This is a genomic window from Streptomyces yongxingensis, from assembly GCF_055597465.1.
On record NZ_CM145717.1, the window covers coordinates 845,147 to 866,068 of the forward strand.

Below are 20,922 nucleotides of genomic sequence, written 5' to 3' on the forward strand. Positions count from 1 at the left end.
GGGTCTCCTCAGCGGTCGGCGGGCGGGGAGGCGGGTTCGGGCGTGCCGAGCACCGGGGCCCAGTCGAATGGCGGATCCGGGATGTCGCGTCGCAGTACCGGCGCGATGTCGGACTGGAAGAGTTCGAGCGAGGCGCGGTGCTGGGCGTCGGTGAGTCCGTCCGCGTCCGCGTGCAGGTGCAGCACGGTGTGTCCGAACTCCTCGTGGTAGCGGTGCACCTTCTCGATGACCTGCTGAGGGCTGCCGATCAGCGCCGAGCTGCGCTCGACGAAGTCCTCCAGGGTCGGGAACACCGGTTCGAGGCCGAGCTGCTTCTGGAAGGCCAGCCAGCCTTCGAACACCGGGCGGTAGGCGGCGATGGCCTCCTGCGAGGTGCGGGCCGCGTAGTAACCCGCTGTCCCGGCGCCGACCACGGCGCGGGCGGGGTCGTGGCCGTACGCCTCCCAGCGCTCCCGGTAGTGGCGGACCAGTTCGGCGTACGGCTCGATGGGGTGGGTGACATTGGCCGAGAACAGCGGGTCACCGTAGCGGGCGGCGAGGTCGACCGACTCCCGGCTGGTGGCGCTGCCGTGCCAGACCCGGATGGGCCGCTGGAGGGGTCTCGGCCACACCTCGGCGTCGGTCAGGGCGGGTCGGAAGCGCGGTGCGGCGGTCACCTTGTCCTGCCGCCAGATGCGGCGGAACAGCTCGTAGCCTTCCGCGTTGCGGTCCCACTGGTCCTCGGGGGTGACCTGGAACAGCTCGCGCTGGGCGGTGCCGTTGCCCTTGCCGATGATCAGCTCGAGGCGACCGGCGGAGAGGTGGTCCAGGGTGGCGTAGTCCTCGTAGGCGCGCACCGGATCGAGCAGGCTGAGCGTGGTCACCGCGGTGAACAGCCGGATCCGGGAGGTGAGTGCGGCGAGGTGGCTGAGCACGACCGGTGGTGAGGAGGAGATGAACGGCCGTTCGTGGCGTTCGCCGACGCCGAAGCCGTCGAAGCCGAGTTCCTCCGCCAGCAGCGCGTTGCCGATCACCTCGCGGAAGCGCTCACCGGTCGTCTTCGCTATCCCGGTCACCGGGTCCGGGGCGTGCACGATGAGGGTGATGGCCAGGAACTTCACGACGCGGCCCGTTCCCGGTGCGCCTCGGTGCCCGGGTGGGCCAGACCGAGGTGGTCGCGCAGGGTCGTGCCCTCGTACTCGGTGCGGAACACCCCGCGCTCCTGCAGCAGCGGGACGACGGTGTCCGCGAAGACGTCCAGCCCGCCGGGGGTGATGTGCGGTACGAGGATGAAGCCGTCGCTGGCATCGGCCTGGACGAAGGAGTTGATGGTCTCGGCGACCGTGGCCGGGGAGCCGATGAACGACTGGCGGTTGCCGGTCTCGATGACCAGGTCACGGATGGACCACTTGTTCGCCGCCGCCAGCTCCCGCCACTCCCGGGCGACGGCCAGCGGATCGCGGTACATCCGCACCTGGGCGCGGCCGCGGGCGATGGTGTGCTCGCCGGGGTCCGGGTCGATGTCGGGGAGCGGGCCGTCCGGGTCGTACGCGGACAGGTCGCGGTTCCAGACGAACTCCAGGTGTTTGATCGCGGTGGCGCCGCTGACCTGTTGGCGGCGCACCTCGTGGGCCAGCTCCTGCGCCTCGGCGTCGGTGTCGCCGAGGACGAAGGTGGCCGCGGGCAGGATCAGCAACTGGTCGTGGGTGCGGCCGTGGCGGGCGAGGCGGCCCTTGACGTCCGTGTAGAACGCCTGCCCCTCCTTGAAGGTGCTGTACCGGCTGAAGATGGCGTCGGCGGCGGCCGCTGCGAACTCCCTGCCTTCCTCGGAGTCACCGGCCTGGAAGATCACCGGACGGCCCTGCGGGCTGCGCGGGACGTTGAACTGCCCGGCGATGTCGAAGTGCTGTCCCCGGTGGGCGAAGGCCCCGGCCCGCGCGTCGCCCAGGAAGGTGCCGGATGCCTGGTCGGCGACGATCTCGTCGCCCCGCCAGGAGTCGAACAGCTCGGTGGCGGTGGCCAGGAACTCCTTGGCCCGGGAATACCGTTCGTCCTGCGGGAGGAAGCCACCGCGGCGGAAGTTCTCCCCGGTGAAGGCGTCCCACGAGGTGACGACGTTCCACGCGGCGCGCCCGCCCGACAGGTGGTCGAGGCTGGCGAACTGGCGAGCCACCTCGTAGGGCTCGTTGAAGGTGGAGTTGATGGTGCCGGTCAGGCCGAGGCGGTCGGTGACGGCGGCGAGCGCGGACAGGACGGTGAAGGTGTCCGGCCGCCCCACCACGTCCAAGTCGTAGATCTTCCCGCCCTGTTCGCGCAGCCGCAGCCCTTCGGCGAGGAACAGGAAGTCGAACTTGGCGCGCTCGGCGGTGCGCGCGAAGTGGGCGAACGAGCTGAACTCGATATGGCTGCCCGCCTCCGGATCGCTCCACACCGTGGTGTTGTTGACGCCGGGGAAGTGCGCCGCCAGGTGGATCTGCTTGAGCGGTGTGCTCATGGTCGGTGGTCCCTCCGGCTCAGGCGGTGGCGTAGCGGTTGGCGGGGCGGGCGAGGCCCAGCAGCCCGCGCAGGGTGCCGGCCTCGTAGGACCGGCGGAAGGCGCCGCGGCGCTGGAGTTCGGGCACCAGGCCGCGGGTGATCGCCTCGAGGTCGTGGCCGATCACACCGGGGCGCAGCCGGAAGCCCGACAGTCCGGTCCGCTGCCAGGTCAGAAGCAGATCCGCGAGCTGTGCGGGGGTACCGGTGAACACCTTGGCGTCGCTGGTGTACGGGTGGCCCGCGAGGGCGTCCAGGCGCTCCCGTCGGGCGGCCGCGGCACCGGGTTCTTCGTCGAGGAACACCACCAGGTCGCCGAAGAGGTGCAAGGGCTCCTCCGCGCGGCCCGCCGCGGCCTGGGCGGCGCGGACCTCGGCGATGGTGGCGCGGGCCTGGTCCGTGTCGTGCGGGGTGATGTAGCCGATGTCGGTGGAGCCGGCCACCAGTTGGTAGGGCACGCTCTGATGGGCCAGGGCGCTGATGACCGGCTGTCCCTGGGGCGGCCTGGGGGTGATCGAGGGGCCCTTGACGCTGAAGTGCCTGCCCTCGAAGTCGATGTAGTGGAGCTTGTCGCGGTCGATGAAGCGTCCGGTGGCGACGTCCCGGATCTCGGCATCGTCCTCCCAACTGTCCCAGAGGCGGCGTACCACCTCGATGTAGTCGGCGGCCTCCTCGAAGAGCTCGGCGGTCAGCTCCCGGACCACCGGGGTGTCCAGATCCTCGGGGCCGAAGCGCGGGATGGTGCGGCGGCCGAAGTGTTCCGCCTCGTGGCGCCGCCTGGACACCCGGATCCGCAACCCCGCACGGCCGGTGCTGACGTAGTCCAGGGTGGCGATCGCCTTGGAGATGTGGAACGGCTCGGTGTGGGTGGCGACGACGGTCGGCACCAGCCCGATGTGCCGGGTCAGCGGTGCGACCCGGGAGGCGATGAGCACCGCGTCCAGCCGCCCGCGCACCTGGTCGATGCGGCCGTCGGGCTCGGTGCGGTGCGAGGACTGGAGCGAGAGCCCGTCCTCGAAGGTCACGAAGTCGAGCAGCCCGCGCTCGGCCTCGGTGACGAGATCGGTCCAGTACGCCGGGTCGAACAGCTCCCGGGGCCGGGCCTGCGGCTCGCGCCATGCGGCCGGATGCCAGCCCGCCCCGTCGAGAGCGACGGCGAGGTGCAAGGGTGTGGATGAGAACTCGGACACGGAGGGCGCCTCCCTGGTCGGCCATGGGTGATCACCGCCCCTCATCGGGAGGGCGCGGTGTCCTCGAGGTGATCAGGTCAGCGGCGACAGAGCGCGCCGGCCACGCGCAGCAGGTCGATGTGGTGCCGGGAGTACAGGCGGACGCCCTTGCCCAGGACCGGAGCCGGCGGGCAGGTAACGGTCATCGGTCGCGCCACCATCGCCTCCCGTTCCCGACGGGCCTTCGGGCCCTGGCTGATATCTCGGAACGCTACGTGAGGCCGGTGACCTCACGCAATCGTCAACTCGGACGGGGCTCCGGCGTATTCCTCGACGCCCATGCGTATCCGACGAAAGTGTGGGCGACCTCGCCGACCTCACTGACGCGCGTCCTGACAACGGCGCGGGCCGACCGCGGCGGGGCGGGCGTCAGTCGAACTCCTCCCAGGTCGCCCCGGTGGCCGCGGCGGACACCAAGGCCGCGAGTTCCCGGACCGGCGCCGGCTCCTCGGGCAGCCGGCTGATGGCGATCCGCACATGGGCCGGGGCCGGGGCGCCGCTGTGGCAGGGGCTGCCCGGGGCCACCGTCACGCCGTACGAGGCCAGGTGCAGTCGGGTGCGCCGAGTTTTGACCAGATTGTGCGGGTGCTGGAGCTGATCGCACACGAGGTGGTGCCGTCCCTGCGGGAACGGCTAAGCCACACCCCCGTTCCCGTCTGAAAGGAGGCACCGACATGCCAACCGCCGCGACGGCGGCGAGACGCCGGGGGTCACGCATGGCTCTCCCGCTCCGCACCGCCGGTGGCGGGCAGCCGTTTGGCGAAGCAGACACTGTACGGATCGCGGGAGTAGGGCGGATAGGGCGGTATGCGGTACCAGCCCTCGCGTGCGTAGAGGGCGGCGGCCTCCGGCTGCCGGACACCCGTCTGCAACATCAGTTCCGCGACGCCCCGTTCGGCCGCGGACGCCTCGACGGCCGCCAGCGCCGCCGCGGCCAGCCCGCGGCCACGGTGGTCGGCACGGACGAAGACGCGCTTGATCTCCCACCGGTCGCCGGGCAGCGCGCGCAGTGAGGCGGTGGCGACGGGTTCGCCGGAGCCGGTGAAGGCGATCCAGGTGACGGCTATCTCGTCGGCGGTGGGCGGGGGCGGCAGATGCGGACGCGGCCCGAAGGCGGCATAGCGGGGCTTGATCTCCGCGTCCATCAGGGCTCGCAGCTCGGCGGCGGCCGGGTCGTCCCAGCCGAGTGCCGTCCAGCGGACGGGCCCGCCCGGGGCGAGCGCGGGGGCGGGTGCGGCGGTGGGGGTGGGCGTATGGCTCATCGGGTCGCCCCCGGGTGCGGTGCCCGGGCGTCGGCCGCTCCGGAGCGGTCGTCGAGGTACGGCAGGGCGTCCGCTCCGGCGAGCAGTGGTGCGGAGGTCTCGGCGAGGGCTTGGCGTAGCTCCCGCGGGAACGTGTCGGTCACGGTGGTTTCCTCATGAGGTGCGGTGGCGCTGCCACGCCGACGCGAACAAGTTGACGCGCCGTCATGCCCCACGGCGCACGGAAGTGCGGCCCCGTACGGGCAGACGGATCACAGGCGAGAAACAGAAAGGAGAAGGCGCCCGGCGGGCAGCCGTCAATGCCTCAACAACACTGCGCGCTCACCACTCGACCGAGGTCGACGTGGTGGCGGTGCACCAGAAGCGTGGAGGCCATGGGCGCCACCCAACACCGGCGTTCGTGTACTGGTCAAGCGACGACCAGCATGCGGAACGGTGGACGGCCGCCGGGCACACCGCGCATCTCACCATGCGGTCCGCTGTTGACCTCGGCAGACAGCGGCGTGAGCATCCCACCCCATCCCATGTCGCGGACTCTTCTCCGCACGCGCCGCCGCACGGTCGATCACACGATGATCACCAGTGCCGCCTGTTTCTCTCACTGACCTCACTCCCGCTCGGGGCCGGCCCGCCACGCGGCCGGTGCTCCATGAAGTCGGCCTGAACATCGCGCAGGGACGGTCTTCCAGTCGGCCAACGATCTGGCCATCCTGCTGATCACCCACGAGACGGAAGGGCGTGTATCGACGGGATCTCCGCCGCCGAGCACAGACCCAGCGAATGCGCGCGGAACGCCTCGGAGCACTGCGGACCGCCACTGATATTGGCCCACTTGACCTTGAAGGGCAGCTTGCCGATCTGCCCCGAGAGCCGGCAATGACGACTTCGTACGGCTGCCATGTTCGCGTTACATGACGCTGGACGGAGTCTCCGCGGTGTCCATCGCGCGGAAGCCGAGCAGGGCTCGTACCGCCTCGACGGTGGCCCCGGCCAGGGAGGGGTCGCAGCCGCCGCGGGCTCGGGCGCTGAGGCCGACCGGGGGAACGGCGGGGAGGTCGTGGCGTGGCGTGAGGCCATCGGGGTACGGACCGCCGGGTACGGCGAGCAGGGCCGCGCCGAGTCCGGCGCGGGCCGCGTCCAGCACCCCCGCGAGGTATCCGGCCTCGGCGACCACGGTGGCGGCCGTGTGGTGGGAGGCGAGGGCGGTCAGGGCGCGGCGGCGGATCACGCAGGGATCGCTGATGGCCACCAGGGGCAAGGGGGCGGGTGCGGCGGGTGGTTCCCAGCCGGGAGCGGCGTACCAGCGCAGGGGGAGTTCGCCCACCGGGGTCCCCGGGGCGGACGCCGCCTCGGTGACGTAGACGGCGAGGTCGAGTTCACCACGTGCGACGGCATCCGTCAGCCGCGCCGAGCGGTCGATGCGCACCCGGACCTCGGCGCCGGGCCGGGTGTCGCGTACGGCCGCGGTCAGGACGGGCAGGATCTGGTCGGCGCCGTGTTCGGTGGCGCCGATGATGACGGGGGCCGCGCCGGCCGGGTCCTCCCCCATGAGCCGACGGAGGGCCGCGTCATGTGCGCCGACGATCTGCTGGGCCTCTTCCAGCAGCCGGGTGCCGTGGGGGGTGAACCGGGTCTTCCTGCCGTCACGTTCGACGATGGGGCGGCCGAGGGACTTCTCCAGCCGCCGGATGTGCTGACTGACGGTGGACTGGCTGAGGGCGAGTGCGCCGGCGGCGCGGTGGAAGCCTCCGTAGTCGGCGACGGCAATGAGACTGCGCAACGCCACGATGTCCAATACCGGTCGCATGTGTGCAGGCTAGCAACCGATCGATCGGAAATCACGATCAGTTTTGATGGCAAATCATCGTTGGACGGCCGACTCCGACCTCGTGCATCCTGAGGTCATGCCGCGTACAGCGTTCGTGGCGGCCCGCGGGCCGCGCACCCACCGCACCGGATCCGGGCCATCGGCCGCCGGACCGGCGGTGTGCCGTGCCATGGGCGCCCGGCTGACCCGGCGGCGCGTGGTCGACTTCGGCCGCACCGGCGCCATGCGCTGTCGCTGACTCAACGCTTTCCCGGCGCGCTCGCCGCCGTCGCCCGCTCGCCGCCGCCCGTTGATCCCTCCGCGCTTGCGCGTCGGCAGGCGTTTCCCGCCTGCGCTTCTTCGTTTCCCCTCCGCACCTCCGCACCCGCACGGCCGCTCCATCTCCTCGTGCGTGCGGGCGGGCGCCGCTGTCGATGAATCGAGTTCTCATGTCCTCTGCTCAGCCTGTCCACTCCTGGGACGAACCAGCGGGAATCGCCCCGCGCGGCACGCTCGTGCTCCTCCCCGGACGGGGTGAACACGGCGGTGTGTACGAGCGGTTCGGCCGCCGGATCTCCGCCGACGGCTATCGCGTGCGCGCCCTGGGAGACGCCTCCTCCGACCCGGAGGCCGTCGCCGAGGCGGCCACCAAGCTGGTGCGCGACGAAACGCTCCCGGGCCCCCGCGTACTGGTCGGCTCCGACACCGGGGCCTCCCACGCGGCGCGGCTCGCCGCCCTCGACGCCTCCGGGCTGGACGCGCTGATTCTCGCCGGGCTGCCGACCGGGCCGCACCCCGCCGAAACGGCCGCCCGGGGCTGGGAGGATGAGTTGGAGCTGCGCACCGCCTGCCCGACGCATCGGGGCAGGCTGACCGCCGACTCCGCGTTCCGGCGCGGCGCCCTGGCGGGCCCGCCGACGCTGGAGTCGCCCACGCTGGACACGCTGGCGGGGATCTCCGTTCCCGTACTCGGGCTGCACGGTGCCGAGGACACCGTCAGCCCGCTCGCTGAGGTCCGCCGCGTGTTCCGCGGGCTGCCCGGCGCGGAGCTGGTGAGTCTGGCCGGTACCCGGCACGACGTCCTCAACGACGTGACCCACCGCACCGCCGCCGCCACGGTGGTCCTCTTCCTGGAGCGGCTGCGGCTGGATCCCGGCCTGGCGCCCATCGCCGTGCCGGAGGCCCTCGCGTGACCGCCCCCGTCCTCACCACTCCGGCCGAGCTCTACTCCCGGCTGTTCCACGGTGGTCCGGCGCCCGTCGTCCTGGACGTACGGTGGCGGCTCGGCGATCCGCACGGCCATGAGCACTACCGCGCCGGGCACATCCCGGGCGCGGCTTACGTCGACCTGGACACCGAACTGGCCGCTCCGCCGACTCCGGCCGGCGGCCGCCATCCGCTGCCGGATCCCGCCACCTTGCAGCGGTCCGCGCGCCGCTGGGGACTCACCACCGACCGGCCGGTGGTGGTGTACGACGACAACGGCAACACCGCCGCCGCTCGAGCCTGGTGGCTGCTGCGCTGGGCCGGGGTCGAACGAGTCTCGCTGCTGGACGGGGCGCTGGCCGCGTGGCGCGCGGCCGGACTGCCCGTGGAAACGGGCGAGCCCGCCCCGCCGGCGGAGGGGGACGTCCTGCTCAGCGCGGGGCGGCTGCCGGTCCTGGACGCCGACGCGGCGGCCGAGGTGGCGCGTACCGGCGTCCTGCTGGACGCGCGGGCGGCCGAGCGATACCGGGGCGAGACCGAACCGGTCGATCCTCGTGCGGGGCACATTCCCGGCGCCCGGTCCGCCCCGACGGGCGACCACCTGGCGCCGGACGGCACGTTTCACGAGGTGGGGGAACTCGCGCGGCGCTTCGCCGCGCTGGGCGCCGACGGCACGACGGAGGTCGGTGTCTACTGCGGCTCCGGCGTCACGGCCGCCCACACGGTCGCGGCCCTGGCCCGCGTCGGCATCACGGCCGCGCTCTACCCCGGCTCCTGGTCCGCCTGGTCCGCCGACACCGACCGCCCGGCGGCGGTGGGAGCGCAGCCGGGCTGATCCGCCACCCTTCCACCCTCCCGAACACTTCCCGACCGAGAGGCCGCACCATGCCCTCCTCGCACTCCCCCGTGTCCGGGGCCTCACCGCCCCCGCACGCCTCCGCGCCACCCTCCCCCGGTGCGCCGAAGGACCCCACGCCGCCCGCCGAGTCCACCGCGGTGCGGGCGTCCCGCCCCACCGCCCCGCGCACCCGGCCCCGCCTCCGGGTCCCGCGCGGGGTGCGACGGGCCTCCGGGCCGGCCGGTCTGCTGCTGCTCTGGTTCCTGGCCGCCGCCACGGGGGTGCTCCCCGAGTCCGTGCTGGCCTCCCCCGTCGACGTCGTGCGGCGCGGTGCGGACCTCATCGGCACCGGCGAGCTGCCGCAGGCCATCGCCGCCTCCGGCCGACGCGCGGCCCTCGGCTTCCTCATCGGCGCGGCCGTGGCGCTCACCCTGTCGCTCACCGCCGGTCTGTTCCGGCTGGGCGAGGACGTCATCGACGCGTCCATGGGCATGTTCCGGGCGATTCCCTGGGTGGGCCTGATCCCGCTGTTCATCGTCTGGTTCGGCATCGACGAGACACCGAAGATCGCGCTGGTGGCGCTCGGTGTCACCTACCCGCTGTACTTCAACATCTACGGCGGCATCCGGTCCGCCGACGCACAGCTGATCGAGGCCGGGCGGATGGTGGGCCTGGGCCGCATCGGGCTGATCCGGTACGTGATCCTGCCGTCCGCGCTGCCCGGGGCGCTGGTGGGGCTGCGGTACGCGCTGTCCACCGCGTGGCTGGCCCTGGTCTTCGCCGAGCAGGTCAACGCGGACGCCGGTATCGGCTATCTGATGAGCAACGCCCAGCAGTACTTCCAGACGGACGTCATCGTCCTGTGCCTGGCCGTGTACGCGGTGCTGGGGCTGCTGTGCGACTTCGCGGTGCGGCTGCTGTCCCGGCGGCTGCTGGACTGGCGGGCCTCGTTCGACGGGGAGGGAGCGTGACACCGGTGAACGGCACGAACAGTGTGGAGGTCCGCGGACTGACCCGCGCCTTCGGCGACAAGACGGTGCTCGACGGGCTCGACATCACCATCCGTGAGGGTGAGTTCGTGGCCCTGCTCGGCCAGAGCGGCTGCGGAAAGTCGACGTTGCTGAGGATCCTCGCCGGGCTGGACAGCGAGACCGAGGGCGAGGTGGACGTCCCCGAGCGGCGCTCGGTGGCCTTCCAGTCGCCGCGGCTGATGCCGTGGCTGCGGGTGTGGCACAACGTGGTGCTCGGTCTGCCGGCCGGAGACCGCGCGCTCGCCGGGCGCTACCTGGCCGAGGTCGGCATCGAGGAGTACGCGGGTGCCTGGCCCCGGACGCTCTCCGGCGGTCAGGCCCAACGCGTCTCCCTGGCCCGTGCGCTGGTGCGCGAACCCGAACTGCTGCTGCTGGACGAGCCGTTCGGCGCGCTCGACGCGCTCACCCGAGGCAGGGCGCAGCGGCTGGTGGCCGATCTGTGGCGGCGGCACGGCTGCTCGATCCTCCTGGTCACCCACGACGTCGAGGAAGCGCTGCTGCTGGCCGACCGAGTGCTGGTGATGGACGGCGGGCGGATCGCCTACGAGGCGGAGGTGGGCCTCGCACGCCCGCGTGACCTCGGATCCCCCGACTTCGTGGCGCTGCGCGGCGAACTCCTGCGACGGCTGGGCGTCGACGACGCCTCGGCGCATTCGCGCCATCGAGAAGAGGTGACCGCATGAACCACACGCACCGCATGAACCGCCCGCACACCGGAAACCGCAGGGCCACGGCCACGGCGCGCGCGCTCGGCGCCGCGCTGTCGCTGACCGCCCTCCTCGCCACCAGTGCGTGCGCGGGGGACAGCCAGGCAGCGTCCGAGACCGATCCGTCGAAGGTGACACTGACCCTCGGTGACCAGGCCAAGAACCTGAAGACGCTGTTCGACGCCTCGGGTGCCCTCGAGGGAACGCCGTACAAGGTGAAGTGGGCCGAGTTCGAGGGCGCCGCACCGCTGTTCCAAGCCGTGCAGGCCGGGGCCGCCGACACCTCGTACGCCGCCGATCTGCCCACGCTCCAGGCACTCTCCGGCGGAGTGCGGGTGAAGGCCGTCGGGGCGCTGCACAACGACGGCACCCACACCGGGATCGTGGTCCGGAAAGGCTCACCGGTGCGCGATGTCAAGGACCTCAAGGGGAAGAAGGTCGTGGTCTCCTCGGCCAAGGGGTCCATCGCCGAGTATCTGCTGGCGCACGCGCTGGAGCAGGCGGGGCTGAGCTACTCCGACGTCCATGTCCAGTATCTGCTGCCCACCGACGCCCAGGCCGCCTTCACCTCCGGCAAGGTCGAGGTCTGGGCCACGTTCGGCGTGTACAAGACCGTGGCCGAGCAGCACGGGGGCCGTCTCCTGGTCAACGGGGCGAACGGGCGGGTGAGCGGCTACGGCTTCATCGGAGCCTCCGAGAAGGCCCTTGAGGTCCCGGCGAAGAAGAAGGCCATCACCGACTATCTGCGCCGCCTGGACAAGGCGCTGGCCTGGTCCCGTCGGCACCCCGCGGAGTACGCCGAGGCCATCCAGCGCACAGGCGGAGCCTCGGCCACGGTCGCCAAGGCCCTGGTCGACCAGGCCAACAGCGAGCTGCTGCCGGTGAACGAGCCGGTGATCCGGTCCGTGCAGAAGGTCGGCGACACCATGCACGACATCGGTGTCCTCACCCCCAGGCCGATCCTCGCCGACCACGCCGACACCAGCCTCGTCAAGGAGTGACCGCAGCCATGCCCGTCGAGTTCATCAGCGCCGTCCACCCCAACCCCGCCACCGAGGGCGACCCCACCGCGGGTTCCGGAATCGATGTGGACTACGCCCGCCGCTACGCCCGAGCCCTGGACGACGGCGGCTTCGACTACACCCTCGTCACCTACCACTCGGCCTCCCCGGACGCACTGCAACTGGCCCAGTTCGTCGCGCATCACACCGAGCGCATCAAGCCGGTCCTCGCCCACCGCCCCGGGGTGGTCTTCCCCACCCACGCGGCCCGCGCACTGGCCACGTTGGACCGGATCAGCGCCGGACGGCTGGTGGTGCACATCATCTCCGGCGGCAACGACGAGGAGCAGCGCCGCGAGGGCGACTACCTGAGCAAGAGCGAGCGGTACGCCCGCTCGGACGAGTACATCCGCATCCTGCGCGGAGTGTGGGAGGCCGACGGCCCGATCTCCCACGAGGGCTCGTACTACCGCTTCGAGGGCTTCCGCTCCGACGTCACCCCGTACCACGGCACCATCCCCATCTCGGTGGGCGGTTCCTCCGAGGACGCCTACCGGGTGGGTGGGCAGCAGGGCGACATCTTCGGGCTGTGGGGCGAACCGCTGAAGGAGACCGCCGAGCAGATCGCCTCGGTGAACGCGTACGCCGACGCCGCGGGCCGGCCCCGGCCCCGCATCTGGGTGTCCTTCCGGCCGATCATCGCCCCCACCGACGAGCTGGCCTGGGAGAAGGCCCACCGCACCCTGGGCGCCGTCAAGGCCAACCACGCCGAGCGGGCCGAGCGCCGGCACTACCCGGCGGTCGGCCGGGGCACCCCGGCCAACGTCGGATCACAGCGGCTGCTGGCCGTCGCCGAGCGCGGCGAGGTGCACGACCGCTGCCTGTGGACCGCGCCCGCCGCGGCCACCAATGCCGCCGGTGCCTCCACGGCGCTGGTCGGCTCTCCGGAGACGGTCGCCAAGGCGCTGCTCGACTACGTCGACATCGGCTGCGAGCTGCTGTCCATCCGCGGCTACGACCCGCTCAACGACGCCATCGACTACGGGCGTCATGTCCTGCCGCTGGTCCGTCAGGAGCTGGCGCACCGCGCCGCCACCTCGGCCGCCTGACGCCCCGCCGCCGTCTCCTCCTCGTTCCCCTCGTGAAAGGCATTCCTCCCATGTCCAGGCCACCGGCCCGCTCCCGTTTCCGGCGCGCCCGCGCCCGTACCGCTCTCGCCGCCGTCGTGGCGCTGGCCGCCGGTGCACTGAGCGCCTGTGGGGGCTCCGCGGGAGCGGACGGGGGCGGGAAAGGCTCCTCGGTCACTCTGCGGGTCGGTGCGACCGGCTGGAAGAAGGAGGAGGCGCTGCTGAAGTTCGCGCACCTGGACGACACTCCGTATCAGGTGAAGTGGAGCCTGTTCCAGGGCGGCGACAGGCAACTGGAGGCGGTGCGCGCCGGTGCGCTGGACGTGGCGAGCTCCAGCGAGATCCCGCCGGTCTTCGCGGCGGCCGACGGCAAGCCGAACTTCAAGGTCGTCGCCGTGGAGCGCGGCAACACCCTCAACCAGGAGGTGGTGGCCCCCAAGGGGTCCGCCGTCAGCTCGATGTCGCAACTGCGGGGCAAGAAGGTCGGCTACGTCAAGAACACCACCGCCCACTACTTCCTCTACGAGCTGCTGAAGCGAGCCGGGCTCGACTGGGACGACATCGAGGCCGCCCCGCTGGATCCCGACAAGGGGATCGCCGCGCTGAACGGCGGTTCCATCGATGCTTTCGCCGGATACGGCAACGCGGTCATCACCGCCCACCAGCGGGGCGCCCGCACCATCGGTTCCGGCAAGGACATCCTCTCCGGCAACTTCCTGTGGACCGCCTCCGAGAACACCCTCGGCAGCGCGGCCGAGCGCAGGGCACTGGCGGATCTGCTGGCCCGTATCGACAAGGCGTACGCCTATGTGCGCGACGGACGCCAGAAGGAGTACGCGAAGGTCATCGCCGCCGCCACCCACCAGCCGGTGGATCAGGCACTGGAGGAGTTCACGGCAGGAGAGGCCCAGCGCAGGACCGGGATCCGGCCGGTGAGCGCCCGGGCCGCCGCCTCCGAGCAGAAGGTCGCCGACGCCTTCGGCGTGCTCGGGGCGGTGAAGCGGAAGCTGACGGTGACCGATTTCTGGAGCGACCGGCTGAGCCCGCGGCTTCGGAAGGCGCTCGCCTCATGACCGCTGAGCTCGCGCTGCCCGTCCCGGATCTCTGCTCACTGGCCTCCGTGACGCGGCGGCTCGCCACGACCGCCGCCCGTTACGACCGCGAGGGTACGTTTCCGGCCGAGGGGATCCGCACCGCGCACCAGGCCGGGCTGCTCACCGCCACCGTCGGCGAGCGGTACGGGGGCCCCGCACTCCAGGTGGCGGCCACGGCGCGCATCCTGCACGCGCTCGGGGAGGGTGATCCGTCGGTGGCGCTGATCACCGCGATGAGCCTTTCGATCCACCGGCGCCAGGCCGTGCGTCCGCACTGGCCGGAGGAGCTGTACGGACAGGTGGTGGCCGAGGCCGCTTCGCGGCCGGTGCTGCTCAACCACGTCCGGGTCGAGCCCGGACTCGGCTCGCCCGCGCGGGGCGGGCTGCCCGCGACGGTGGCCCGGCGCACGGCGCACGGCTGGGCACTCAGCGGCCACAAGCGCTTCGCGACCGGTATGGAGGGACTGGACTGGCTGCTGGTGTGGGCCACCACGGACGAGCCCACGCCACGGGTCGGGACGTTCGTGGTGCCCGGCACCGCGCCCGGGATCGAGATCACCCACCGCTGGAACCACCTGGGGCTGCGTGCCAGCGGCAGCCATGACATCGCGCTGCGCGACGTCGAGATCCCCGCGGGGAACGTCATCGACCTGACCGAGCACGGCGCCGCGGCAGAGCAGGACAACCGCGCGGGCGCGGCCCTCCATCTCCCGCTGGCCGCCCTGTACTTGGGTGTGGCGCGGGCCGCCCAGGGTTACGTCCACCGCTTCGCCCACGAACGGGTCCCCGGCAACCTCGGCCACCCGGTGGCCCGTACGGAGCGCTTCCGGCGCGTGGCCGGTGAGATCGCGCTGCGGCTGGACTCGGCCGAGCAGCTGGTGTTCGGGGGCGCGGAGCGAGTGGACGCGGCCGACGGCTCGTACACCCCCGAACATGCCCTGGGAGCCCGCGTCCTGGCGGACCGGCATGCCACCGAGGCGGTCGCCCTGGGGCTGCGGCTGCTGGGCAATCCGGGGCTGTCCCGCGACAACCCGCTGGAGCGCCACTTCAGGGACGTCCAGTGCGCCCCGGTGCACGCCCCGCAGGAGGACACGGCACTGCTCGCCATCGGCGCGGCGGCGCTCGGCACACACAGCGAGGGGAAGGCATGACCATCCCGTTGTCCCGCTCCGGTACGACCGGGCACAGGGGTACCGATGTCACGGGCGGCGGTGGCACGGACGCCGGTGACGCGGGTGCCACCGCGCTACTGGCGGCGCTGCGCCGCGAACTGCCCGACGGCACACTGGGCACCGGCCCCGAGGCCACCGGCCCCTATGCCACCGACCGCTCCGGAAGCCGCCCGGCGGGCCTCCCGCTCGCGGTGGTGCACGCCACGCGCACCGAGCACCTCAGGACCGCGCTGCGGCACGCGCACGCCCTGCGGGTGCCGGTCGTGCCGCGCGGGGCGGGGACGGGGCTGTCCGGCGGCGCGAGCGCGGGGGCGGGCAGTGTCGTCCTCGACCTCTCCGGCATGAACCGGATCCTGGAGCTGAGCCCCGAGGAGCAGATCGCCGTCGTCGAGCCCGGGGTGATCACCGCCGACCTGGACCGTGCGGCGGGAGAGTTCGGGCTGCGCTACGCGCCCGACCCGGCGAGCGCGGCGATCTCGACCATCGGCGGGAACATCGCGACCAACGCCGGCGGTCTGCGCTGCGCCAAGTACGGGGTGACCAGGGACGCCGTCCTGGGCCTGGACGTGCTGCTGGCGGACGGGACGCCGATACGGACCGGCCGGCGCACCGTCAAGGGCGTCACCGGCTACGACCTGACGGGCCTGCTCACCGGCTCCGAGGGCACCCTGGGCGTGATCACCGCCGCGACCGTGCGGCTGCGCCCGGTACCGGAGGAGACCGTCACGGTCGCCGCGTACTTCGCCGGCTTCGCCGAAGGAGCCGAGGCCGTCTCCGCGCTCACCGCCGCCCGGATCGAGCCCGCCATGGCCGAATTGCTCGACGGCCCCGTGCTGGGCGCGGTGGACGACGCTCAGGGCACGGATCTGCGGTCGCGCGGCGGCGCCCTGCTGCTCTTGCAATGCGACGGGCGCGGCGCGGCCGCCGAGGCCGACGCGGCGGTACGGCAACTGCGCGGACGGGCCGACTCGGTCGAGGTCACCAAGGATCCGGCCGAGGCGGAACGGCTGCTCGCGGCGCGTCGGCTCGCCCTGCCCTCGCTGGAGCGGCTGGGCCGTCCGCTGATCGAGGACATCGCCGTCCCCAGGAACCAACTGGCAGCCGCCGTACGGGAGATCGACGCCGCGGCGGACCGGCACGGGGTGCGGATCTTCACCTTCGCCCATGCCGCCGACGGCAACCTCCACCCCATTCTCGTCCTCGACCCGGCCCTCCCCGCCGTCCCGGACGCCGCCTGGCGGGCGGCGGGCGACATCTTCACGGCCGCGCTCCGCCTCGGTGGCACGCTCACCGGCGAACACGGCGTGGGCACGCTCAAGCGGCGCTGGCTCGGCGACGAGCTCGGCCCGGACCAGTACGCGCTCCAGAGGCGCCTCAAGGCGGCCTTCGATCCGCACGGCATCCTCAACCCGGGCAAGGCGCTATGAGATCAACCGTGGCCGGGGCCGTGGTGTCGACGACCGGCACCGGTCCTTGTATCCCCCTCCCCTCTCCTCCCCTTCGTTTCCGCTCCTTCCGCACTGACGTTTTCGAGGTGACCCCCGCCATGCCCACCGTCCTCTCCATCTCCGGCAGCCCCTCCCCCACCTCCCGCACCGCCCGGCTCCTGCGCGGCCTGGACTCCCGGCTCACCGCCCAGGGACACCAGGTGATCCCACTGGACGTCCGCACGCTTCCGGCCGAGGCCCTGCTGCACGCGGACTTCGGGCATCCGGAGATCGTTCGCGCCAGGGATCTCGTCGCCCGGGCCGATGGTGTGGTCATCGGCACCCCGGTCTACAAGGCCGCCTACTCGGGGCTGCTGAAGTCGTTGCTCGACCTCCTGCCCCAGTTCGCGCTGGAGGGCAAGACCGTGCTGCCGCTGGCGACCGGCGGCAGCACCGCGCATGTGCTGGCCATCGACTACGGGCTGCGCCCGGTGCTCGCCTCCATGGGCCCCGCGCACATCACACCGGGCTGGTTCGTGCTGGACAAGCACATCGAGGTGGGGAAGGACGGGGGCGTGGTGGTGGACCCCACCACGCGGGAAGCGCTCGAACGGCTCGTCGACCAGTTCTCAGCGGCGCTGGGCGGCCGGTACTCCGCGGGCGCGGTCGCCGCGTGACCGCGGGCCGGGGTTCCTCCACCGACGCGCGGCCGAGCCCACGTGTGGGGCCCGGCCGCGCCCGGTCAGTCGGCGGCCAGTCGGGTCCGCCAGCTCGGTATCGAGGGCTTCCAGTCGAGCGCCTGCCGGATGCGGTCGTTGGACGCGCCGCGCATGGCGGTCAGCTGGTGGCCGGTGAGCCAGCCCAGCAGCCGCTCGGCCAGTGGCGCCGGCACCGTACGGGGCGGGGGCGCTCCGAGCAGCCGGGCGAATTCGGGCAGCCAGACCGCGGCCTCCGCGGGGTCGTCATCGGCCACGTTGAACACGCCGTCGGTATCCGCCTCGACGGCACGGACCGCGGCCCGTGCGGCGTCCTCGACATGGAGGAACGAGGTGACGCCGGTGGCGGGCTCGGGCAGTGGCAGCCTGCCCCGGGCCACCGCGCCGCGGATCGCACCACCGCGGTGGTAGAGGGTGCCCGGCCCGTACAGGGTGCCGTAGCGCAGGACGGTCCCGGAGAGGTTGGCGGCGCCCAGCACCCGGCGCTCCAGTTCGGTGATCGCGCGGGCGGTGAGCGCCCAGCCCGGATCCGGTGCGTCGACATGGAGCGGTGCGTCCTCGGTGAGCACCGGCCCGCCGCGGGGAGCCGTGGCGAACGCGATGCTCTGGGCCACCATCCGTCGCGCTCCGGCCGCCTCGGCCGCCGCGATCAGATGCGCGGTGCCTTCGGTGCGCAGCCGGGCGGTGCGCTCGAGGCCCTCCGCGGTGGGCCCGCGCAGCGCGGTCAGCTGATGCACCACCACCTCGGGCCGGGCCGAGAGCACCGCCGCGCGCACCGCCGCGGCGTCCAGCGCGTCGGCCACCACAACGCCGTCCAGGCTCAGCCCGGCCGCCCCGGACGGCTCCCGTACCAGCGCGGTCACCTGGTGGCCGCGGGCGCTGAGCAGCGGGACCAGCGCCCGGCCGATCACTCCGGTGGCCCCGGCGACGAGGACCCGCGCCGTCATGCAGCGCCTCCCCGGGCCCGCATCAGCAGGCGGCAGGCGGGATCGCCGTCCCGCAGACAGGCGGTGGCGCAGTTGCGGGTGAGTTCGACCCCGAGCCCCTCCGACCAGCCGGCGTGGATGTCGGTGCACGGGCACTCGTAGCCGTCGAGCGAACCGGCCATCCGGACCATGGTCACGGCGAAGTTCTGCCGCATGGTCAGCTCGATATCGCCGTCCGGGAGCACCGCGGTCCCGCCGTCGCGCAGTTCGCCCGGGAACATCCACTCGGAGCAGGCGTCGTACCGGCGGCGGAGTTCCTCGAGGTCGGCGGCCGGGTTTCCGCCGAACTGGCGGCGGATCCGCTTGCCCACCTGGACGGCCACATATCGCAGCGCCTCGGCGTTGATCTCATTCGCCACGTCGTGTCCGAACCTCTTCGCCACGCCCTGGTACCAGCGCGCGTCGTGCAGCCACCACTGCCGGTACACGTCCAAGGTCCTCGGACGGGGACCCGTGCCGGGGCTCGGGCCCATATCGGGGCTCGTGCGGTCGAGCGCGGTCATCGCACCTTCCCGTCCAGCTCGCCGTCGGCCACCCGGGCCCGGAACCGCTCGCGCATCTCCCGCTTGAGCACCTTGCCGGTGGCTCCCTTCACCACCTCGCTCGCGTCCATCCGGAGCGCTCCGGTCAGTTGCGGGAAGCCTTCGGCGGCCAGCACCCGGTTGACGTCGGCCGTCCATCGGGCGTCGTCCCTGTCCGTCTCCGCCGTGTCCGCCGCATCCGTCGCGTCCGCGCGCAATTGCAGCAGGGCGTAGGCGTCGGCGGTCCCGTCGCCGTCCCAGTCCGCGCGTACGCCCTCGGGCGCGACCGCCACCACCGTGCAGTCCTCGAGCTCGGGGAGCTCGCGCAGCAGCAACTCCTCGGTGCGGGTGCTGAACACGATGCCCGTGGGGGTGCGGATCGCGTCCGGCACCCGGTCCAGGTGGTAGAAGTTTCCTTCCTCGTCCCGATAGGACAGATCGCCGGTGAGCCAGTAGCCACCGAGCCGCAGCCGGTGGAAGGTCAGCGAGTCGTTCCAGTACCCGGGGGTGAGCGTGGGTGAGCGCACACCGAGGCGGCCGATCTCGCCGGGCGGCAGCGGTGTGCCGTCCTCGGAGAGCACCGCCGCCTCGGCGAAGCTCATCGGTTTGCCGACGCAGCGGGAGAACGACGACTTGCCGGGCCGGTGTCCGTTGTGGAAGAGGGAGTAGCCGGTCTCGGAGGAGCCGAGTCCGTCGGTGAAGACGGATCCGGCGACCCGGCGCCGCTTCAGGTCCTGGCCGACCGTCTCGTGGCTGCCCTGCGCGATCAGCGCCTTGATATGGGTCTCGTGCGCCGCGTCCCCGGTGTTGTACCACGCCTCCACGCTGGCCAGATCGCGGACGGAGAGGTCCTGGGCCGCCATCTCCCCGTAGGTTCCGGCGAACGCGAACACCGTGGTGGGGCGGAACGACTCCATGGCGTCCAGCACGTCGACCCCCCGCTGGCTGGACAGCATGAGGACGGGCGAGCGCAGCAGGAAGCCGAACAGCATGACCGAGACGGCGGCGTTGTGCGAGCCGGGCAGCGCGACCAGCAGCCTGCCCATCGCGGAGCCGACCGACAGCTTCAGCCGGTGCAACTGCGCGTACAGCAGGGTTTCGTGGGTGTGCGGTACGGCCTTGGGCATGCCGGTGGTGCCCGAGGAGTGGGAGATGATGATCGGGTCGGTGGCGTGGTGGGCGTACGGGTAGGCCGCGGGGAGGGGTGCGCGGTGCTCCGCGCGGATGTCGGCCGCCGTGGCGCAGAAGCCGAGGCCCAGTTCGGCCCGGTCGCGGCCGAGGACCGCGTGGTGGGCACGGTCGGTGATGGCGCCGACCGCGCCCTGGCGCCGCACGTACTCGCGGGCGATCTCCGGGCGGAGGTTGCCGTTGACGAACGAGGGGATCGCGCCCAGGGAGGTGAGGGCGAGGAAGTTGACGGCGAACTCGGTGCTGGACCAGGTCTGGATCGCCACCGGGTCGCGGGGCCCGACACCCTGTGCGTGGTACCAGCTCGCGTAGATCTCCACGGCCCCATGCAGCTCTCCCAGGGTCAGTACCCTGGGGTGGCCGCCGTCCGGGGCCTGCCAGGTGGCGTCGGTCCACAGGACCTGCTCGTCGAGCGATCTGCCGTACGCCTTCAGCCGGTGGATCACATTCCCGGCCCCCAGGGCGGCGTCCTCGCTGATCCGCGCGCGTTCCTGCTTGGTGATCATGGTGTGGTCCCTTGGATTCGGGCGGCCAGCTCGACCAGGCCGCGAAGGGTGCCGTACTCCCCCGAGGGGGCGGGCGGGATGTCGGACGGCGGGCGCGGGACCGGATCCTCCCGGTCCAGCACGATGGCCACGGCCAGGTCCGCGGAGGGCGGGCAGGTACGAAGCCGGCGGTACGCCGCCGTGGTGCGCTCGGTGCCGGTCAGCTCGACCCCGATGAGCACGACGCGGTCCAGCTCCTCGTCCTCCAGCAGCAGTTCCGCGGCGGCCAGCAGCTCACCGGCCGGGTCCGCCACGGTGGACAGACAGAGCAGCGGCCCGGTGATGGCGAACTCCCGGCTGAGCTGCCCCAGGACCGCGTTCGCGGTGGACTGCATGAACAGCAGCGGATTGTGCACCTGCCCGGCCACGAGCAGACGGCTGCCGAGGTCGAGGGTGGCGGCGTCCCCCATCGTGCTGGCCAGGACCAGGGCGGTCCGGGCGCCGTCGCCCGGCCGGGCGGTCAGGCATCGCTCGACGGCCTCGTACACCATCGGGTTGAAGGCGGACTCCACGAAACCGGCGACCGGCGGCGCGGAGGGACCGGACATCGCGGC

General features: G+C 72.5%; 23 protein-coding genes. 11 read left to right on the plus strand and 12 right to left on the minus strand.

Translation table 11 applies throughout. The features are described 5' to 3' along the window. Positions 1-8 precede the first annotated feature (8 nt). The 8 genes from ACZ6TD_RS03770 to ACZ6TD_RS03805 form a co-directional block, all read right to left on the minus strand. Positions 9-1,100: an LLM class flavin-dependent oxidoreductase gene (locus ACZ6TD_RS03770; RefSeq protein WP_471350404.1), complete on the minus strand. Its 1,092-nt coding sequence runs from the start codon at positions 1,098-1,100 to the stop codon at positions 9-11. Then, positions 1,097-2,473: an NtaA/DmoA family FMN-dependent monooxygenase gene (locus tag ACZ6TD_RS03775; protein ID WP_471350409.1), complete on the minus strand. Its 1,377-nt coding sequence runs from the start codon at positions 2,471-2,473 to the stop codon at positions 1,097-1,099. The genes ACZ6TD_RS03770 and ACZ6TD_RS03775 overlap by 4 nt, the downstream gene beginning before the upstream one ends. A 19-nt stretch (positions 2,474-2,492) precedes the next feature. Next, on the minus strand, positions 2,493-3,746 hold the full coding sequence (locus tag ACZ6TD_RS03780; RefSeq protein ID WP_471350414.1) for an LLM class flavin-dependent oxidoreductase: 1,254 nt from the start codon (positions 3,744-3,746) through the stop codon (positions 2,493-2,495). Between the two features lie 32 nt (positions 3,747-3,778). After that, positions 3,779-3,886: a putative leader peptide gene (locus ACZ6TD_RS03785; RefSeq protein WP_471350417.1), complete on the minus strand. Its 108-nt coding sequence runs from the start codon at positions 3,884-3,886 to the stop codon at positions 3,779-3,781. A 223-nt stretch (positions 3,887-4,109) separates the two neighbouring features. Next, the gene (locus tag ACZ6TD_RS03790; RefSeq protein ID WP_471350423.1) at positions 4,110-4,346 is read right to left on the minus strand and encodes a hypothetical protein; all 237 of its coding nucleotides are present in this window, start codon (positions 4,344-4,346) and stop codon (positions 4,110-4,112) included. A gap of 104 nt (positions 4,347-4,450) precedes the next feature. Further along, positions 4,451-5,002, minus strand: coding sequence for a GNAT family N-acetyltransferase (locus tag ACZ6TD_RS03795; RefSeq protein WP_471350426.1), 552 nt, complete (start codon positions 5,000-5,002; stop codon positions 4,451-4,453). After that, positions 4,999-5,145, minus strand: a complete 147-nt coding sequence (locus ACZ6TD_RS03800) for a hypothetical protein (RefSeq protein WP_471350428.1) — start codon at positions 5,143-5,145, stop codon at positions 4,999-5,001. Before ACZ6TD_RS03800 ends, ACZ6TD_RS03795 begins: the two co-directional genes overlap by 4 nt. Positions 5,146-5,909: 764 nt before the next feature. Then, positions 5,910-6,809 carry a LysR family transcriptional regulator gene (locus tag ACZ6TD_RS03805; protein WP_471350433.1) on the minus strand — a complete coding sequence of 300 codons (900 nt, stop codon included), beginning with the start codon at positions 6,807-6,809 and terminating at the stop codon, positions 5,910-5,912. A gap of 97 nt (positions 6,810-6,906) precedes the next feature. On the opposite strand from ACZ6TD_RS03805, the gene ACZ6TD_RS03810 reads away from it, so the two are divergent. From ACZ6TD_RS03810 to ssuE, 11 genes are all read left to right on the plus strand, one after another. Continuing rightward, complete coding sequence (locus ACZ6TD_RS03810; RefSeq protein WP_471350436.1) at positions 6,907-7,068, plus strand: hypothetical protein; 162 nt, start codon at positions 6,907-6,909, stop codon at positions 7,066-7,068. Between the two features lie 190 nt (positions 7,069-7,258). Continuing rightward, positions 7,259-8,002: an alpha/beta hydrolase gene (locus tag ACZ6TD_RS03815; protein WP_471350439.1), complete on the plus strand. Its 744-nt coding sequence runs from the start codon at positions 7,259-7,261 to the stop codon at positions 8,000-8,002. Continuing rightward, positions 7,999-8,850 (plus strand): sulfurtransferase, encoded by an 852-nt coding sequence (locus tag ACZ6TD_RS03820; RefSeq protein WP_471350442.1) that lies wholly within the window; start codon positions 7,999-8,001, stop codon positions 8,848-8,850. Before ACZ6TD_RS03815 ends, ACZ6TD_RS03820 begins: the two co-directional genes overlap by 4 nt. Before the next feature lie 50 nt (positions 8,851-8,900). Next, a complete protein-coding gene (locus ACZ6TD_RS03825) occupies positions 8,901-9,824 on the plus strand; it encodes an ABC transporter permease (protein WP_471350447.1) in 924 nt (307 codons plus the stop codon). Between the two features lie 5 nt (positions 9,825-9,829). Then, positions 9,830-10,567: an ABC transporter ATP-binding protein gene (locus ACZ6TD_RS03830; RefSeq protein ID WP_471350450.1), complete on the plus strand. Its 738-nt coding sequence runs from the start codon at positions 9,830-9,832 to the stop codon at positions 10,565-10,567. After that, positions 10,564-11,592 (plus strand): ABC transporter substrate-binding protein, encoded by a 1,029-nt coding sequence (locus ACZ6TD_RS03835; RefSeq protein ID WP_471350453.1) that lies wholly within the window; start codon positions 10,564-10,566, stop codon positions 11,590-11,592. Before ACZ6TD_RS03830 ends, ACZ6TD_RS03835 begins: the two co-directional genes overlap by 4 nt. 8 nt (positions 11,593-11,600) lie before the next feature. Next, positions 11,601-12,701 carry an LLM class flavin-dependent oxidoreductase gene (locus ACZ6TD_RS03840; protein WP_471350456.1) on the plus strand — a complete coding sequence of 367 codons (1,101 nt, stop codon included), beginning with the start codon at positions 11,601-11,603 and terminating at the stop codon, positions 12,699-12,701. Positions 12,702-12,751: 50 nt separating this feature from the next. Next, complete coding sequence (locus ACZ6TD_RS03845) at positions 12,752-13,792, plus strand: ABC transporter substrate-binding protein (RefSeq protein ID WP_471350459.1); 1,041 nt, start codon at positions 12,752-12,754, stop codon at positions 13,790-13,792. Then, positions 13,789-14,964 carry an acyl-CoA dehydrogenase family protein gene (locus ACZ6TD_RS03850; RefSeq protein WP_471350462.1) on the plus strand — a complete coding sequence of 392 codons (1,176 nt, stop codon included), beginning with the start codon at positions 13,789-13,791 and terminating at the stop codon, positions 14,962-14,964. Before ACZ6TD_RS03845 ends, ACZ6TD_RS03850 begins: the two co-directional genes overlap by 4 nt. Beyond that, positions 14,961-16,412, plus strand: a complete 1,452-nt coding sequence (locus ACZ6TD_RS03855) for an FAD-binding oxidoreductase (RefSeq protein ID WP_471350464.1) — start codon at positions 14,961-14,963, stop codon at positions 16,410-16,412. The genes ACZ6TD_RS03850 and ACZ6TD_RS03855 overlap by 4 nt, the downstream gene beginning before the upstream one ends. 119 nt (positions 16,413-16,531) lie before the next feature. Next, on the plus strand, positions 16,532-17,089 hold the full coding sequence (ssuE, locus tag ACZ6TD_RS03860; protein ID WP_471350467.1) for an NADPH-dependent FMN reductase: 558 nt from the start codon (positions 16,532-16,534) through the stop codon (positions 17,087-17,089). A gap of 65 nt (positions 17,090-17,154) precedes the next feature. On the opposite strand, the gene ACZ6TD_RS03865 is transcribed toward ssuE, so the two are convergent. Genes ACZ6TD_RS03865 through ACZ6TD_RS03880 form a run of 4 tightly spaced genes read right to left on the minus strand, consistent with a single transcriptional unit; the run spans position 17,155 to position 20,916 of the window. After that, positions 17,155-18,075, minus strand: a complete 921-nt coding sequence (locus ACZ6TD_RS03865) for an NAD-dependent epimerase/dehydratase family protein (RefSeq protein ID WP_471350473.1) — start codon at positions 18,073-18,075, stop codon at positions 17,155-17,157. Beyond that, positions 18,072-18,617, minus strand: coding sequence for a hypothetical protein (locus tag ACZ6TD_RS03870; protein ID WP_471350478.1), 546 nt, complete (start codon positions 18,615-18,617; stop codon positions 18,072-18,074). Before ACZ6TD_RS03870 ends, ACZ6TD_RS03865 begins: the two co-directional genes overlap by 4 nt. Continuing rightward, positions 18,614-20,329 (minus strand): class I adenylate-forming enzyme family protein, encoded by a 1,716-nt coding sequence (locus ACZ6TD_RS03875; RefSeq protein ID WP_471350484.1) that lies wholly within the window; start codon positions 20,327-20,329, stop codon positions 18,614-18,616. The genes ACZ6TD_RS03870 and ACZ6TD_RS03875 overlap by 4 nt, the downstream gene beginning before the upstream one ends. Next, the gene (locus ACZ6TD_RS03880; protein WP_471350489.1) at positions 20,326-20,916 is read right to left on the minus strand and encodes a hypothetical protein; all 591 of its coding nucleotides are present in this window, start codon (positions 20,914-20,916) and stop codon (positions 20,326-20,328) included. Before ACZ6TD_RS03880 ends, ACZ6TD_RS03875 begins: the two co-directional genes overlap by 4 nt. Positions 20,917-20,922 lie beyond the last annotated feature (6 nt).

What these genes read in the sequence shown, in the direction of transcription:
- ACZ6TD_RS03775 (WP_471350409.1), bottom strand. Translation starts at nt 2,473, where the DNA reads ATGAGCACACCGCTCAAGCAGATCCACCTGGCGGCGCACTTCCCCGGC.
- ACZ6TD_RS03780 (WP_471350414.1), bottom strand. Translation starts at nt 3,746, where the DNA reads ATGAGGGGCGGTGATCACCCATGGCCGACCAGGGAGGCGCCCTCCGTG.
- ACZ6TD_RS03785 (WP_471350417.1), bottom strand. Translation starts at nt 3,886, where the DNA reads ATGACCGTTACCTGCCCGCCGGCTCCGGTCCTGGGCAAGGGCGTCCGC.
- ACZ6TD_RS03795 (WP_471350426.1), bottom strand. Translation starts at nt 5,002, where the DNA reads ATGAGCCATACGCCCACCCCCACCGCCGCACCCGCCCCCGCGCTCGCC.
- ACZ6TD_RS03805 (WP_471350433.1), bottom strand. Translation starts at nt 6,809, where the DNA reads ATGCGACCGGTATTGGACATCGTGGCGTTGCGCAGTCTCATTGCCGTC.
- ACZ6TD_RS03810 (WP_471350436.1), top strand. Translation starts at nt 6,907, where the DNA reads ATGCCGCGTACAGCGTTCGTGGCGGCCCGCGGGCCGCGCACCCACCGC.
- ACZ6TD_RS03815 (WP_471350439.1), top strand. Translation starts at nt 7,259, where the DNA reads ATGTCCTCTGCTCAGCCTGTCCACTCCTGGGACGAACCAGCGGGAATC.
- ACZ6TD_RS03825 (WP_471350447.1), top strand. Translation starts at nt 8,901, where the DNA reads ATGCCCTCCTCGCACTCCCCCGTGTCCGGGGCCTCACCGCCCCCGCAC.
- ACZ6TD_RS03835 (WP_471350453.1), top strand. Translation starts at nt 10,564, where the DNA reads ATGAACCACACGCACCGCATGAACCGCCCGCACACCGGAAACCGCAGG.
- ACZ6TD_RS03840 (WP_471350456.1), top strand. Translation starts at nt 11,601, where the DNA reads ATGCCCGTCGAGTTCATCAGCGCCGTCCACCCCAACCCCGCCACCGAG.
- ACZ6TD_RS03845 (WP_471350459.1), top strand. Translation starts at nt 12,752, where the DNA reads ATGTCCAGGCCACCGGCCCGCTCCCGTTTCCGGCGCGCCCGCGCCCGT.
- ACZ6TD_RS03850 (WP_471350462.1), top strand. Translation starts at nt 13,789, where the DNA reads ATGACCGCTGAGCTCGCGCTGCCCGTCCCGGATCTCTGCTCACTGGCC.
- ACZ6TD_RS03855 (WP_471350464.1), top strand. Translation starts at nt 14,961, where the DNA reads ATGACCATCCCGTTGTCCCGCTCCGGTACGACCGGGCACAGGGGTACC.
- ssuE (WP_471350467.1), top strand. Translation starts at nt 16,532, where the DNA reads ATGCCCACCGTCCTCTCCATCTCCGGCAGCCCCTCCCCCACCTCCCGC.
- ACZ6TD_RS03865 (WP_471350473.1), bottom strand. Translation starts at nt 18,075, where the DNA reads ATGACGGCGCGGGTCCTCGTCGCCGGGGCCACCGGAGTGATCGGCCGG.
- ACZ6TD_RS03870 (WP_471350478.1), bottom strand. Translation starts at nt 18,617, where the DNA reads ATGACCGCGCTCGACCGCACGAGCCCCGATATGGGCCCGAGCCCCGGC.
- ACZ6TD_RS03875 (WP_471350484.1), bottom strand. Translation starts at nt 20,329, where the DNA reads ATGATCACCAAGCAGGAACGCGCGCGGATCAGCGAGGACGCCGCCCTG.
- ACZ6TD_RS03880 (WP_471350489.1), bottom strand. Translation starts at nt 20,916, where the DNA reads ATGTCCGGTCCCTCCGCGCCGCCGGTCGCCGGTTTCGTGGAGTCCGCC.